The following is a 12,984-nucleotide window of genomic DNA, read 5'->3' as shown; positions in this document are numbered from 1 at the left end:
GCGCCGGTCGGGGTACTCCGTGGCCGGTGTGCACCCGTGAGTCGGGTCACGCACGGGATGAACGGCGGGCACCGCGGGAACGAACCGTGGTGGTGCGGCGTTGAACCACGCGTGCCCGAAGGCCGTGCGTCCTCGGGTGCACTCGCAGTCGAGGAAAGGACACCATCATGGCCGACCGCGTCCTCCGTGGCAGCCGTCTCGGCGCTGTCAGCTACGAGACCGACCGCGACCACGACCTCGCCCCCCGCCGTTCCTTCGCCTACCGCTGCCCCAAGGGCCACGACTTCGAGGTGCCGTTCTCGGACGACGCCGAGGCGCCCGTGACCTGGGAGTGCCGCCTGCACGGCGACGAGGGCAAGCGGATCGACGGCACCGAGCCCGAGCAGAAGAAGTCCAAGCCTCCGCGTACCCACTGGGACATGCTGCTCGAGCGCCGTTCGGTGCCCGAGCTCGAGGAGCTGCTCGACGAGCGTCTCGGCCTGCTCAAGGAGCGCCGCTCCGAGAGCGCCTGAGCGTTCACGAGATCGTGAGGGCCGTTCCGGCATTCGCCGGGGCGGCCCTTTCGCCTGTTCAGCGGGGCCGCGCCCGGCGGCATCGCGCCCGGTCGCGCACGGCCCAGGACGTGATCCGCCACAGCGCCTCGCGGACCACGGCACCGCTCATCTTCGACTCGCCGTGGGCGCGTTCGACGAACGTGATCGGGACCTCGCGCACCCGCATCCCGGCCCGCTGCACGCGGAACGCGACGTCGACCTGGAAGCAGTAGCCCTCCGAGGCGACCGTCGCCATGCCCACCTCGGCCAGCGCACCGCGCCGGAAGCAGCGGTAGCCGCCGGTGACGTCGTGCAGCGAGAGCCGCAGGGCCCGGCGCGAGTAGACGTTGCCCGCGCGGGAGAGCAGGCGCCGGTGCCAGGCCCAACCCTCCGTCCCGCCGCCGGGCACGTAGCGGGAGCCCAGGACGACGTCGGCCTCCCGGGCCGCCGCCAGCAGACGGGGCAGCTGCTCCGGGGCGTGCGAGCCGTCGGCGTCCATCTGCACGATCCACCCGACGCCGTCGGCGAAGCCGTCGCACCCGCCGTCCAGCACCGCGCCGAAGGCGTCCACGTACGCCGCGCCGAGACCGGCCCGTGGCGCGTGGTGGTGCACCCGGACACGGGCGTCGGTCGCGGCGATCGACTCGGCGAGTGCCCCGGTGCCGTCGGGGCTGCCGTCGTCGACGACGAGGATCCGCACCGCGGGCAGGGTGTCGAGCAGCCGGGTGACGAGACCGGGGAGGCTCTCGCGCTCGTTGTACGTGGGGACGGTGACCAGCACGTCGGACCCGTCCGGACGTGGTCCCGTCACGCGGCGTCCCGCCGGCGCCGCACCAGCCCCACGGCCACCGCGCCGAGCCCCAGCGCGACCAGGACCCACTCCGGGGCGGCCCCCAGCCGCGTGGCGAGCGTCGTCGTCGTCCGCAGCGGCACCGTCTCGACGAGCAGCCCGGGCGTGAACAGCGGCCCGGTGCGCGCGACGAGCGTCCCGTCGGGCGCCACGATCGCGCTCTGCCCGCTCGTGGCGGCGATGACGACGGCGCGGTCGTGCTCGATCGCGCGCAGCCGCGACATCCCCTGCTGCTGGTAGGTCATGTCGCTGTACCCGAAGGTCGCGTTGTTGGTGGGCACCGTGAGCAGGTCGGCCCCGCCGCGGACGGCGTCGCGCACGGAGTCGTCGAACACGACCTCGTAGCAGGTCACGACGCCGAGCCGGGCCGGACCGGCGGGCAGCACGCCCGTGCCGGTGCCGGGCTCGAAGTCGGTGACGCGATCGACCAGCGGTGAGACGAGCTCGGCGACGCCGCGCAGCGGGATGTACTCACCGAACGGGAGGATGTGGCGCTTCACGTACGTCGCGCCGGGACCCCGGCCCGGCACCCAGACGATCGAGGCGTTGCGCGGCCCCTGGACCAGCGTCCCGTCCGGGCCGCGGGTGCCCGACAGCACGGCGCCGACCACCACCGGCACCCCGATCTCGTCGGTCACGGCCCGGATCTCCCGGGCCGCGTCGGCGTTGCGGATCGGGTCGATGTCCGAGGCGTTCTCGGGCCAGATCACCAGGTCGGGCCTGGGGGTGCGGCCCGCCCGGACGTCGTCGGCGAGGCGGCGGGTCTGCGCGACGTGGTTGTCGAGCACGGCCCGGCGCTGGGCGTTGAAGTCGAGGCCCGCGCGCGGGACGTTGCCCTGCACGGCGGCCACCGTGATCGCCGGACCCGGGGTGTCGGCGCGCACCGACGGCAGCGTCGCGAGCCCCGCGACGGGCCCGAGCAGGACGGCGACCAGGGCGCCCGCCGCGGCGCGGGGACGGCGCGGGGGCGCAGCGCGCGCACGAGGGCCCAGAGGCCGGCCCCGGACAGCGCCACGGCGAAGCTCACCAGCGGCGCGCCGCCGAGCGAGGCCAGCGGGGCGAACAGCCCGCCGGGCTGGCCGAACGCGACCTTCGCCCAGGGGAAGCCGTCGAAGGGCCAGCGCTCGATGAGGGCCTCGCCCGCCACCCAGACGCACGCCACCCACACCGGCGCCCCGGGCAGGCGCGTCACCAGGGGGAACAGCGCGACCGGGAGGGCGACCACCACCACGAGGGCGACGAGCAGGAGCAGCCAGACGGCGCCGACGTACTCGCCGGTCCAGTGCAGCAGCGGCAGCTGGTAGGCGACGCCGACCAGCGCCCCGAGCCCGAACGCGTTGCGCACCCGGCGCCCGTCGACGACGGCGACGATCAGCGCGAGGCCCAGCGGCGCGGCCCACCAGGCGCCGAACGGCGGGAACGCGACGTAGAGCAGGAGCCCCGCCACGACCGCGCCGAGGAGGCGCAGCCAGACGGCGCCCCGGGCGGAGCGTGCGGGTGTCGTCCGGGCGGGCTCGGGGTGGGCCGTCAGCACGAGAGCAGGTCGTGGGGCTGCCGGTTCACCGGCTCGCAGCCGTCGTCGGTGACCACGACGATGTCCTCGATGCGGGCACCCCAGCGCCCCGGGAAGTAGATCCCCGGCTCGATGCTGAAGGCCATGCCCGGCTCGAGGAGGAGGTCGTTGCCGGCGACGATGTAGGGCTCCTCGTGCACCTCGAGGCCGATGCCGTGCCCGGTGCGGTGCACGAAGTACTCGCCGTGCCCGGCGTCCCGGATGATCGCGCGGGCGGCCTCGTCGACGCTCTCGGCGGTGACGCCGGGCCGCGCCGCGGCGACCGCCGCCGCCTGGGCGCGCTGGAGCACCGCGTAGACGTCGCGGACCTCGTCGCCGGGCTCCCCCACCACGTAGGTGCGCGTGGAGTCGGAGTTGTAGCCCTCCGGCAGCGGCCCGCCGATGTCGACGACGACGACGTCGCCGGCCTGGATCACCCGGTCGGACACCTCGTGGTGCGGGCTCGCGCCGTTCGGCCCGGAGCCCACGATGACGAACGCGGCCTCGGTGTGGCCCTCCTCGAGGATCGCCGCGGTGATGTCCGCGCCGACCTCGGCCTCGGTGCGCCCGGCCACGAGCCATCCCGGGACGCGGGCGTGCACCGCGTCGATGGCCGCGCCGGCCCGGCGCAGCGCGTCGACCTCCACGTCGTCCTTGCGCATGCGCAGCTCGCGCAGCACCGGCGTCGCCAGCTCGAGCGAGGCCTGCGGCAGGGCGTCACGCAGGCCGAGGACGTGCAGGGCGGGCATGTCGGCCACCACCGCGACGCGGCGGGCATCCCCGAGACGGGAGGCGGCGAGGGCGTGCGGGTCGACGCCGTCGGTCCAGGTCAGCACCTCCATCGTGTCGACGGCGGTGCCGTCGAGGCCGGGGCGCTCCAGCGTCGGGACGACGAACGCGGCGTCGCCGTCGACGGGCAGCAGCAGGGCCGAGAGCCGTTCGTGGGAGTGCTTGACGACGCCCGTGAGGTACTGGAGATCGGGCCCGGGCGTGATCACCAGGGCGTCGACCCCGGCCTGCCGGGCGGCGGCCCGGGCGCGCTCGAGCCGGGCCGTCACGCGGTCGGACGCGAGGGTGCTGCTCATGGTCGCCGAGCCTAGGACAGGCGGGGCCGTGCGGGGTGCGCCCCGGGTCAGGTGCCCGGGGCGCACCCGCGGGATCACTCGGCGAGCTTCGCGAACGCCTGCGCCCAGAGGAAGTACTTGTTCGTGCCCAGGTCGCGCACGGTCTTGATGTTGAACGCTTCCTTGAGCTTCTCGGCGTCGCTCTCGCTCACGCCCTGCAGGGCGGCGACCGGTGCGTCGGCGATCTCCTGCGCGGACTTGGTCTCGTAGTCCTTGTCGAGCTTGGACGCGATGTCACCCATGGTGGGTCTCCCTCCGGTGTGTGGGACTGGCAAGCGGCCTGTGCCCGCTCGTCGCGGGCGTCACGCGATACTCATCCTCCGGACTGAGTAGTCCTCCCCTGGGCGGGCCGGTCCCGGCAGGCCAGGCTCCGTGCCATGAACACCCCGGTGCCGCAGGACGCGCTCGTCGCCCGCCTCGGTGACGACCTCGCGGGCGTGGCCCGCGAGGTGGACCGCATCCGCACGACCCTCCTGACGCTGCAGAGTGCCCCGCGGCCGGGCCTCCCGGCGCCGTCGCCCGTGCCGGCTCCCCCGCCGCCCGGGCCCTGGGCCCCGCCGGTCGCGTGGGCCCCGGCGCCCGCGGGCTGGGGGCCTCCGTCGCCGCCGGCTCGCCCCGTGCGCGCGCCCCGTCCGCCCCGCGCTCCCCGCGCCGCCTGGTCGCCGGCCAAGTTGCTCGCCGTCACCGGCGCGGCGACGACGGTGCTCGGTGTCGTGCTGCTGCTCGTCCTCGCGGCCGGGCGCGGCTGGTTCGGGCCCGAGGCGCGGGTGGTCGGCGGCGCCGTGCTCGGTCTGGCGCTGGTCGGGATCGGGGTCCGTGTGCGACGCCGGGCCGCGGATGCCGCGGATGCCGCGGATGCCGCGGATGCCGCGGTGCCGTCCGCCGCGGTCGCCCTCGCCGCGACCGGCGTGTCGGCGCTCTTCCTGACCGTGGCCGCCGCGGTCGCCCTCTTCGGGCTTCTCCCTCGCGCTCGGCGCCCCGTTCGCCCTGGCGGTCACCGCCGGCGGGCTGGTGCTGGCCGACCACTGGCGCCACCAGGGACTCGCCCTCGGCGTGCTCGTCGCCGCCGGGCTGGCCGCTCCCCTGGTCGTCGGCGGTCCGACGCCCACGCTCGTCGCCCTCGTGCTCGGTGCCCAGGTCGCGGCCGTGCTCGTCGCCCGCCGTCGCACCTGGCCCGCCGTCGCGACGACCGCCGCCGTGGTCTCGACCCTCGCGGCCCTCGGCGCCGCGATCCGGCTGCTCGCCGGCGTCCCCGACACCCACCTCGCCACGACCGTCGCGGTGCTCGCGGTCCTCGTCGCGGGCGGCGTCTCGGCCGTCCTTCTCGGTGCGTCGGGCCGGGTGGCCGCCACCGCCGTGCTCGGGGCCCCGGTGCTGCCGGTCCTGCTCGTCAGCATCGGCCTGGCCCGCATCCCCGGCACCCTCGTCGCCGGCGGTGTCGCGGTCGCGCTGCTGCTCGTCGTGGTCGCCCTCGACCGTGCCGGCGCTCCGACGGGACACCGCGCGCTCGCCCTCGTCGCCGGAGCCGGCGCCACCGGCGCGCTGCTGGTCGCGACCGTTCTCGCCATGGGCTCCGGCCCGCTGTCGCTCCCCTGCTCGCCGAGGCCCTGGTGCTCGGCGTCGCCGCCGTGGTGACCCGCCGGGCCGGTCCGCTGCTCGCCGCCGCCGTGCTGGGCGTCGTCGGGGGCCTGGTCGCGCTCGGGCTGGACGCCCCGATGGAGCTCGTCGCGAGCTTCCCGGCCCGCCCGTTCGTCGTCACCCTGCCGGGTGGCGCGGTCACCGCGGGCGCGGTCGGCGAGCTCGCCGCCGCCCTCGCGGTCGACCTCCTGCTCTCGGCGGTCGCCCTGGTCGCCCTGGTCGCCCTGGGCCGGCTCGGGTGGCTGCGCGACCGCGGCCGGGCCGCGACGGCTGCCGGCCTGCTCGGCGTCGTCGCGCTCTACGGAGCGGCCGGTGCGGTCGTGACCGCGGCGCTGCTGATCTCGCCCACCCGCGACGCGTTCCTCGTCGGCCACGTCCTCGTCACCATCTCCTGGACCGCGATCGCGCTGGTCCTGCTCGCGCGCGGCCTGAAGGACTCGCTGTCGCGGGTGCTCGGCGGCGTGCTGGTGATCGCCGCGGTGGTGAAGCTCGTGACCTTCGACCTCACCGCCCTCGACGGCCTCGCCCGCGTCGCGGCGTTCCTGGGGGCCGGCCTGGTCCTGCTCGCGGCCGGGTCGCGCTACGCCAAGGCCGTGGCCGCGGCGCCGGGAGCGTCCGGGGCGGACCGCACGACGAGCTCGGCCAGCTCGTCGGACGTCGGCCCCTCGGCGACCGGCGGCCGCCAGCCCGAGGCGTAGATCTCCTGGACCCGCGGGTGCACCGAGACCAGCGAGTCCGGCAGGGCCCGCATCGTCAGGTAGGGCCCGACGACGGCGAACAGCGAGCGGTCGACCGCGGTCGCCGACACGACGAGGTCGGACGTCGGCGGCCGGGTCGGGTCCACGTCGTGGCCCGCCCACCGGTCCTCTTGGGCGGCGTCGGCGGCGACATGGTCGAGGAACCACGGTCGGATCCGCTCGGTGCACCAGGAGTCGTGGGCGAGGGTCAGCGACTCGAGGTCGCCTCCGGACTCTTCGAGGAGCGCCAGCAGGTGCTCGAGCTGCATCAACGACGTCGCCACCCCGCGCCCCGCGGTCGGGTTCGTCGTACAGACGCTGTCCCCGACGAACACGAGACCCGGGAGCGGGACGCCGCCGTCCTCGTCGAGCTGGCCCCGGTAGGTGTTGTGCAGGCGCCCGCCCGGCAGCACCGGGGAGATCGGCGTCGCCCGGCCGGGGTCGGTCCAGACGTCGAGCATCGGGATCGCGCGCACCGCCGCCTCCCAGGCAGCGTCGTGGCGCAGGGCGGTCAGGCGGGCGTCGCCGCTCGGCCGGGCGATGAGCGCGGAGAACGTCCCGAGGTCGTGGCGGAAGACGATGACGACGTAGCCGTCGTGCTGGGCCACCGCCCCGATCGGGGAGTTCACGGGCCCGGGCTCGGCGCCGGGACGCAGGCGGTACTGACGCGACGTGTAGGCCAGGCCGCAGTCGACGGACTCGCCGGTAGGGCGCAGGTCGTCGGCCAGGCTCGCCGTCCGGCCGGTGGCGACGAGGACGAGGCCTGCGTCCAGCGTGGCGTCGCGGGCACGCACCCCGGCGGCGCGCCCGCGTTCCGCGAGGACGCCGTCGGCGCGGGCCCGGACCATCGTCACGCCCGGCTCGGCCTCGGCGACCCGTCGCATCTCCCGCTCGACCACCTCCCGGCGGCAGCGCAGACCGATGCCCTCCGTCGCGTCGGCGTCCGGCCCGCCCGGCACCACGATCGGCTCCGCACCCCGGGCGAGCAGGGCGTCCACGGCCTCGGGCATCTCGGCGCGCAGCACGTCGACGGCCTGCGCGCGGAAGCCGTGGGGATGGCGGAACTGCATGACCCCGCGGCGGTCCCAGCGGTCCTCGGACACCGGCCCGGGGTCGTTGTCGACCAGCCGGACGCGATGGCCCCGCCGCGCGAGCGCCACGGCACCGACGAGCCCCACGGGTCCGGCGCCGACGACGACGGTGTCCATGGCGGCTCCCCCGGGAATCGGTGCCGACCAGAGGACTCCGGTCGCGTGGGCCCGTCAAGCGCCGTGCCTCGGCGCCGGGGTGGGAGGCTGCCGCTCATGGACGCGCCGGTGATGCTGCTCGACTCGGCCAGCCTGTGGTTCCGGGCCTTCTACGGGGTCCCGGCCACCCTGACCGCGCAGGACGGCACGCCGGTGAACGCGGCCCGCGGGTTCTGCGACATGGTCGCCCGCCTGGTCCGCGAGCGCCGCCCCGGCGCCGTGATCGCCTGCCTGGACCGCGACTGGCGTCCGGCGTTCCGCGTGCGGGCGATCCCGTCGTACAAGGCCCACCGTGTCGACCCCACGATGGGAGACCCGTCCTCCCCCGTCGGCGGCGCCCCCGACGCCGAGGCCGCGCCCCCCGAGCTCGGCCCGCAGGTCGACCTCATCCTCGAGACGCTTGCCGCCATCGGGATCCCGACCGCGGGCGCCGAGGGCTACGAGGCCGACGACGTCATCGGCACCCTGTGCGCCACCGAGTCCACCGACGCGATCGAGGTCGTCAGCGGCGACCGCGACCTGCTCCAGCTCGTCCGCGACGAGCCGACCTCGGTCCGCGTCGTCTACATCGCCCGCGGCGTGTCGAAGTACGAGCTGTACGGGCCGGAGGACGTCGCCGCCCGCTACGGCGTGCCCGTGGCCCGGGCCGGCGACGGCTACGCGGAGATGGCCATGCTGCGCGGTGACCCCTCCGACGGCCTGCCCGGCGTCGCGGGCATCGGGGAGAAGACCGCCTCGCAGGTGATCTCCAAGTTCGGCTCGTGGGACGAGATGATCGCCGCGGTGCTCGACCGCTCCGACACGCGGATGTCGTCGGCCGTCCGCGCGAAGATGGCGCGGGCGGGCGAGTACCTGGTGGCCGCCCCCGAGGTCGTCCGCGTCGCCCCCGACGCCCCCATCGACTGGACCGGCGAGCGGCGCACCCTGCCCCATGAACCCGCCGACCCGGACGCGCTCGCGGCGCTCGCCGAGCGCTGGAACCTCACCGGCTCGGTCGACCGTCTCGTCTCCGCGCTGCGGGGCGAGTAGGGGCGGGTCGGTCAGCCGTCCTGGCCGCGGCCCTGGTCGGCGAGCCACGCCTTTGCGACGGTCTTCGGCGCGCGATCGACCCAGGCGTCCTCCACCAGCTCGCGCAGCTCGTCGACCCCGATCCGCTCCAGCCGCACGAGCACCGCGGGGAAGCCGTCGAAGTGCGGCGTCGTGAAGTAGACGGCCGGGTCGTCGGCGATCAGCGCTTCCTTGACGCCCAGGTCCGCCACCCGGACGCCGAGCACGTCGCCGTCGGGCAGCGGCACGCCCGCGGCCTCGAGGGCCGCCTCGTCGGAGCGGCGCAGCGGGCGCTCCCAGACGAAGCCCTTCTTCGACACCCGCCAGTGCGCCGACCCCCACGACACCGCCTCGTCGGTGCGCGGCAGGGCCAGCGCGAGACGGCGGACGTCGTCGAGCGTCGCCATCAGCGTGGTTGCCCGACCGAGTAGGTGCCGCTCGCGTCGATGATCGAGACGGGCACCTGGGCGGGCCGGCCGTCGACGGTCGCCGAGCAGGTGAACGTCGCCCCGGGCCGCACCTCCTGGTCCGACGGGCAGGTGACCCCGGTGATCTGGCGGCGCCAGTCCTCGGTGACCACCCGCGTGACGCCCTGCGTCACCGAGTCCGGGTCGAGGACGTCGACCCGGGCGAACCGCGGCCCGATGACGAACGCCAGGAGCCCCAGCACGATCAGCGCGATCACGATGAGGGCCGCGACGACCAGGCCCACCGCCTTCCACGGGAAGGGCTTGCGGGGCTGCGGCGGGTACGGGCCGCCCCAGCCGGGACCCGGCTGACCCCACCCCGTCGCGGTGCCGGGCGCCGCCCACACCGACGTCGGGTTCGGCCCGGGGCCGGGGGCGGGCTGCTGGACGTAGCCGGTCGGGCCGTAGCCGGGCTGGGGACCGTGGCCCTGGTGCTGGCCGTAACCCTGCTGGCCGTAACCCTGCTGGCCGTAACCCTGCTGGCCGTAACCCTGCTGCTGCCCTTGTCCCGGCGGACCCCAGGCGGTCTGCTGGCCGGTCTGGCCGTAGCCGGTCTGGCCGTACCCCGGCTGCTGGCCATAGCTCGGCTGTCCGTACCCCTGCCCGTAGCCGGGCTGTCCGTATCCCGTGGCCTGGCCGGACGGCGCGGCCGAGGGCTGCTCGGCCTGGCCGGGCTGCTGGCCGGGCTCCTGCTGGCCGGGCTGCTGCGGCGACGGGCCGCCGGGCGGCGCCCACGGGCTCGGATCGTCGGCGGTGGTCGCCGGGGCCGTCTGCCCGGGCATCCCCTCGGGCGGGGTGTCGTCGCGGGTGGCCGAGCCCGCACCGTTCGGCCTCGGGTCGTCCGATGCCGGGCGCTCCGCCTCGGAGCCCGTGCCCCCGCCGCGGGCGGCGCCCAGGGCGACTCCGGCCGGGCGCTCGGCTCCTCCGGCGGCGTGCTCACGGTCCTAGCCCTCCCCCACGGCGACGACACCGCGCCGGATGGCGCGGACCGCGTCGCCCGCGGCCCGGCCCACGGTGTCCTCGTTGCCGGCGACGGCGCGGATCTGGTCGAGCAGGTCGACGACCTGCCGACACCAACGGACGAAGTCTCCCGCGGACAGCTCGGTGCCGTGCGAGGTGGCCCCGGCGAGCACGACCGCGAGCGAGTCGCCGCGCACCCACCGGTGCACCGGCCACGCGAAGCCGAGGTCGGGCTCGCGGGTGCGGTCGAGTCGGTGGCGGCGCTCGTCGGCGACGAGGTCGTGCCACAGGGCCACCGTCTCCTCGACCGCCGACGTCGCGTCCTCGGGCACGCGGGGCACGCCGCCGTCGTCGCGGCGGCTGTCGTAGACCAGCGACGACGCCACCGCCGCGATCTCGGCCGGGCCGAGCCCGCGCCACACGCCGTGGCGCAGGCACTCGGCGACGAGGAGGTCGGACTCCCCCCAGAGCCGCGAGAGCCGACGCCCGTTCTCGGTGACGTCCTCGTCGTCGAGGTAGCCGCGCTCGCCGAGCAGCCCGCGGATGCGGTCGAACGTGCGGGCGAGCGAGTGCGTCGTCGAGCGCACGCGGTCCTGGAGCTGCTCGGTCTCGCGCTCGAGGCGCTGGTAGCGCTCGAACCACCGCGAGCGGTCGTCCCGGTCGGCCAGCCCGTGGCACGGGTGGGCGCGCAACGCACGGCGCAGCGACGCGAGCTCGGGATCCTCGTTCTCGGCGCCCCGGCGACGCCGGGACGACCCCGACCGGGTCGGCGGCTCGATCCCCGTCTCGCGCAGCGCGTTGGCGAGGTCGCGGCGCAGCCGCGGGACGCGGTGGTCCATCTTGCGCGGCAGCTTCATCGTGCCGAGCGCCGCGACGGGCTCGGGGAAGTCGGCGAGCGAGAGGCGCCCGGCCCACCGGTCCTCGGTGAGGACGAGCGGGCGCGGCTCCTGGTCGCGGGGGCTGCGGTCGATGCCCGGGTCGAGCACGACGGCCAGCCCGGCGCGCTTGCCGCCCGGGACGGCGATGACGTCGCCCGGCTTGAGCGCCTCGAGCGACGCCGCGGCCTCGGCCTTCTGCGCCGACCGGCCCTGGCGCGACAGGAGCTTCTCGCGGTCGGTCACCCGGCGGCGCAGGTCCATGTACTCGGCGAAGGACCGGAAGTCGCCCTCGTCCCCGGAGTGTCCGCCGGCGGCCTCGGCGTAGCCGGCGAGGGCCTCGCGGTTGCGCTCGAGACGCTTGGCCAGCCCGACGACGCTGCGGTCGGCCTGGAACTGCGCGAACGACTGCTCGAGCAGCTCGCGGGCGCTCTCGACCCCGACGCGGTCGACGAGGTTGACCGCCATGTTGTAGCCGGGGCGGAACGACGAGCGCAGCGGGTACGTGCGGGTCGAGGCGAGGCCGGCGACCTGTTCGGGGTCCACGCCGGGCACCCAGAGCACCACCGCGTGGCCCTCGACGTCGATGCCGCGGCGGCCCGCCCGGCCGGTGAGCTGGGTGTACTCCCCCGGCGTCAGCTCGACGTGGGCCTCGCCGTTGTACTTCACGAGCTTCTCGAGCACGACCGTCCGCGCGGGCATGTTGATGCCCAGCGCGAGCGTCTCCGTGGCGAACACCGCCCGGACGAGGCCGCGGACGAACAGCTCCTCGACGGTCTCCTTGAAGGCCGGCAGCATGCCCGCGTGGTGGGCCGCGACCCCGCGCTCGAGGCCGTCACGCCACTCCCAGTAGCCCAGGACGTCGAGGTCGGCCTCGGGCAGGCCCGCGGTCTTGCGCTCGACGACCTCGCGGATGACCGCCGCGTCGTCCGGGCCCGTCAGCCGCAGACCGGAGCGCACGCACTGCGTCACCGCGGCGTCGCACCCGGCCCGGCTGAAGATGAACGTGATCGCGGGCAGGAGCCCGGCGGCGTCGAGGCGCTCGATGACGTCCACGCGCGACGGCGGCCGGAAGCCCGATCCCCCGCCGCGCCCCGGCGGTCCGGAGCGTGCCGGTCCGCCGCGCCGGTCGTTCCCGCGTCCGCCACGGCCGGGCGGCCCGGACCGGGCGCGCCCGCCCCGGATCGAGGGCCCGCGGTCGACCTCGGCGACGGCACGCACGAGCGTCGGGTCGACCTTGAGCGCCGTCGTACCGCCGCGGCGCTCCTCGGCGAACAGGTCGAACATCCGGTGCCCGACGACCATGTGCTGCCACAGGGGCACCGGGCGGGTCTCGTCCACGACGACGGTGGTGTCACCGCGGACGGTGACGAGCCAGTCGCCGAACTCCTCGGCGTTGCTCACCGTGGCCGACAGCGACGCGATCTGCACGTGCTGGGGCAGGTGGAGGATGACCTCCTCCCACACCGCGCCGCGGAAGCGGTCGGCGAGGTAGTGCACCTCGTCCATGACGACGTAGGCGAGACCCTCGAGCGCCGGCGACTCCGCGTAGAGCATGTTGCGCAGCACCTCGGTGGTCATGACCACCACCGGGGCCGAGCCGTTGATCGCCGCGTCGCCGGTCAGCAGGCCGACCGCGTCGGCGCCGTGGCGCTCGACGAGGTCGGTGTACTTCTGGTTCGACAGCGCCTTGATCGGCGTCGTGTAGAAGCACTTCTGGCCGCGCGCCAGGGCGAGGTGCACCGCGAACTCGCCCACGACCGTCTTGCCCGCGCCCGTCGGCGCGCAGACCAGCACGCCGTGACCCTGCTCGAGGGCCAGGCAGGACTGCCGCTGGAAGTCGTCGAGCTCGAACGACAGCTCGGCGGCGAACTGCGAGAGCTGGGGGTGCGAGGAGCGGGTGCGAGCCTGCTCGTAGGCCTCGGCAGGAGAGCGAGTGGCCACGCCTCCACAG

Annotated in this window: 12 protein-coding genes and 2 pseudogenes; 5 read left to right on the top strand and 9 right to left on the bottom strand. The window is 75.8% G+C overall.

Features of this window, described 5'->3' with window-relative positions:
• Window positions 1-167 precede the first annotated feature (167 nt).
• Window positions 168-512: an RNA polymerase-binding protein RbpA gene (locus ACQPYN_RS17700; RefSeq protein ID WP_274190467.1), complete on the top strand. Its 345-nt coding sequence runs from the start codon at window positions 168-170 to the stop codon at window positions 510-512.
• A gap of 58 nt (window positions 513-570) precedes the next feature.
• Here ACQPYN_RS17700 and ACQPYN_RS17695 read toward each other — a convergent pair whose 3' ends face one another.
• The 5 genes and pseudogenes from ACQPYN_RS17695 to ACQPYN_RS17675 all read right to left on the bottom strand — a co-directional run bounded on the left by ACQPYN_RS17695 (window position 571) and on the right by ACQPYN_RS17675 (window position 4,301).
• Window positions 571-1,344, bottom strand: coding sequence for a polyprenol monophosphomannose synthase (locus tag ACQPYN_RS17695; protein WP_433025391.1), 774 nt, complete (start codon window positions 1,342-1,344; stop codon window positions 571-573).
• Entirely contained in the window at window positions 1,341-2,267 is a 927-nt protein-coding gene (gene lnt, locus ACQPYN_RS17690; protein ID WP_433025388.1) for an apolipoprotein N-acyltransferase, read from the bottom strand. The genes ACQPYN_RS17695 and lnt overlap by 4 nt, the downstream gene beginning before the upstream one ends.
• Window positions 2,268-2,440: 173 nt before the next feature.
• A pseudogene (locus ACQPYN_RS17685) lies at window positions 2,441-2,830 on the bottom strand (apolipoprotein N-acyltransferase); the annotation flags it as partial.
• Between the two features lie 80 nt (window positions 2,831-2,910).
• On the bottom strand, window positions 2,911-4,020 hold the full coding sequence (locus ACQPYN_RS17680) for a M24 family metallopeptidase (RefSeq protein WP_433025385.1): 1,110 nt from the start codon (window positions 4,018-4,020) through the stop codon (window positions 2,911-2,913).
• A gap of 74 nt (window positions 4,021-4,094) precedes the next feature.
• Window positions 4,095-4,301 (bottom strand): hypothetical protein, encoded by a 207-nt coding sequence (locus tag ACQPYN_RS17675; RefSeq protein ID WP_433025382.1) that lies wholly within the window; start codon window positions 4,299-4,301, stop codon window positions 4,095-4,097.
• 135 nt (window positions 4,302-4,436) lie between these two features.
• Here ACQPYN_RS17675 and ACQPYN_RS17670 point away from each other — a divergent pair.
• From ACQPYN_RS17670 to ACQPYN_RS17660, 3 genes and pseudogenes are all read left to right on the top strand, one after another.
• Window positions 4,437-5,015, top strand: a pseudogene (locus ACQPYN_RS17670) (DUF2339 domain-containing protein); the annotation flags it as partial.
• 55 nt (window positions 5,016-5,070) lie between these two features.
• Window positions 5,071-5,694, top strand: a complete 624-nt coding sequence (locus tag ACQPYN_RS17665) for a hypothetical protein (protein ID WP_433039159.1) — start codon at window positions 5,071-5,073, stop codon at window positions 5,692-5,694.
• The gene (locus ACQPYN_RS17660; RefSeq protein ID WP_433038932.1) at window positions 5,670-6,395 is read left to right on the top strand and encodes a DUF2339 domain-containing protein; all 726 of its coding nucleotides are present in this window, start codon (window positions 5,670-5,672) and stop codon (window positions 6,393-6,395) included. The genes ACQPYN_RS17665 and ACQPYN_RS17660 overlap by 25 nt, the downstream gene beginning before the upstream one ends.
• Here ACQPYN_RS17660 and ACQPYN_RS17655 read toward each other — a convergent pair.
• A complete protein-coding gene (locus ACQPYN_RS17655; RefSeq protein ID WP_433025380.1) occupies window positions 6,278-7,642 on the bottom strand; it encodes an FAD-dependent oxidoreductase in 1,365 nt (454 codons plus the stop codon). The two genes, ACQPYN_RS17660 and ACQPYN_RS17655, sit on opposite strands and share 118 nt — an antisense overlap.
• Window positions 7,643-7,738: 96 nt before the next feature.
• On the opposite strand from ACQPYN_RS17655, the gene ACQPYN_RS17650 reads away from it, so the two are divergent.
• On the top strand, window positions 7,739-8,710 hold the full coding sequence (locus ACQPYN_RS17650) for a 5'-3' exonuclease (protein WP_433025377.1): 972 nt from the start codon (window positions 7,739-7,741) through the stop codon (window positions 8,708-8,710).
• Between the two features lie 11 nt (window positions 8,711-8,721).
• Here ACQPYN_RS17650 and ACQPYN_RS17645 read toward each other — a convergent pair whose 3' ends face one another.
• The 3 genes from ACQPYN_RS17645 to ACQPYN_RS17635 all read right to left on the bottom strand — a co-directional run bounded on the left by ACQPYN_RS17645 (window position 8,722) and on the right by ACQPYN_RS17635 (window position 12,974).
• Window positions 8,722-9,135, bottom strand: coding sequence for an MmcQ/YjbR family DNA-binding protein (locus tag ACQPYN_RS17645; protein WP_433025374.1), 414 nt, complete (start codon window positions 9,133-9,135; stop codon window positions 8,722-8,724).
• A complete protein-coding gene (locus tag ACQPYN_RS17640) occupies window positions 9,135-9,977 on the bottom strand; it encodes a DUF4333 domain-containing protein (protein ID WP_433025371.1) in 843 nt (280 codons plus the stop codon). Before ACQPYN_RS17640 ends, ACQPYN_RS17645 begins: the two co-directional genes overlap by 1 nt.
• Window positions 9,978-10,139: 162 nt before the next feature.
• Window positions 10,140-12,974 carry a DEAD/DEAH box helicase gene (locus tag ACQPYN_RS17635; RefSeq protein ID WP_433025368.1) on the bottom strand — a complete coding sequence of 945 codons (2,835 nt, stop codon included), beginning with the start codon at window positions 12,972-12,974 and terminating at the stop codon, window positions 10,140-10,142.
• Between the last annotated feature and the right edge of the window lie 10 nt (window positions 12,975-12,984).

It is taken from the genome of Actinomycetospora sp. CA-053990, assembly GCF_050948445.1.
GTDB lineage: Bacteria > Actinomycetota > Actinomycetes > Mycobacteriales > Pseudonocardiaceae > Actinomycetospora > Actinomycetospora callitridis.
The sequence above is the reverse complement of the archived record's forward strand: the minus strand, read 5'-3'. Positions and strand labels throughout refer to the sequence as shown.

Bases quoted from the DNA above. Each gene is read 5' to 3' on its own strand.
- ACQPYN_RS17700 (WP_274190467.1), top strand. From the start codon at position 168: ATGGCCGACCGCGTCCTCCGTGGCAGCCGTCTCGGCGCTGTCAGCTAC.
- ACQPYN_RS17680 (WP_433025385.1), bottom strand. From the start codon at position 4,020: ATGAGCAGCACCCTCGCGTCCGACCGCGTGACGGCCCGGCTCGAGCGC.
- ACQPYN_RS17675 (WP_433025382.1), bottom strand. From the start codon at position 4,301: ATGGGTGACATCGCGTCCAAGCTCGACAAGGACTACGAGACCAAGTCC.
- ACQPYN_RS17655 (WP_433025380.1), bottom strand. From the start codon at position 7,642: ATGGACACCGTCGTCGTCGGCGCCGGACCCGTGGGGCTCGTCGGTGCC.
- ACQPYN_RS17650 (WP_433025377.1), top strand. From the start codon at position 7,739: ATGGACGCGCCGGTGATGCTGCTCGACTCGGCCAGCCTGTGGTTCCGG.
- ACQPYN_RS17645 (WP_433025374.1), bottom strand. From the start codon at position 9,135: ATGGCGACGCTCGACGACGTCCGCCGTCTCGCGCTGGCCCTGCCGCGC.
- ACQPYN_RS17640 (WP_433025371.1), bottom strand. From the start codon at position 9,977: ATGCCCGGGCAGACGGCCCCGGCGACCACCGCCGACGATCCGAGCCCG.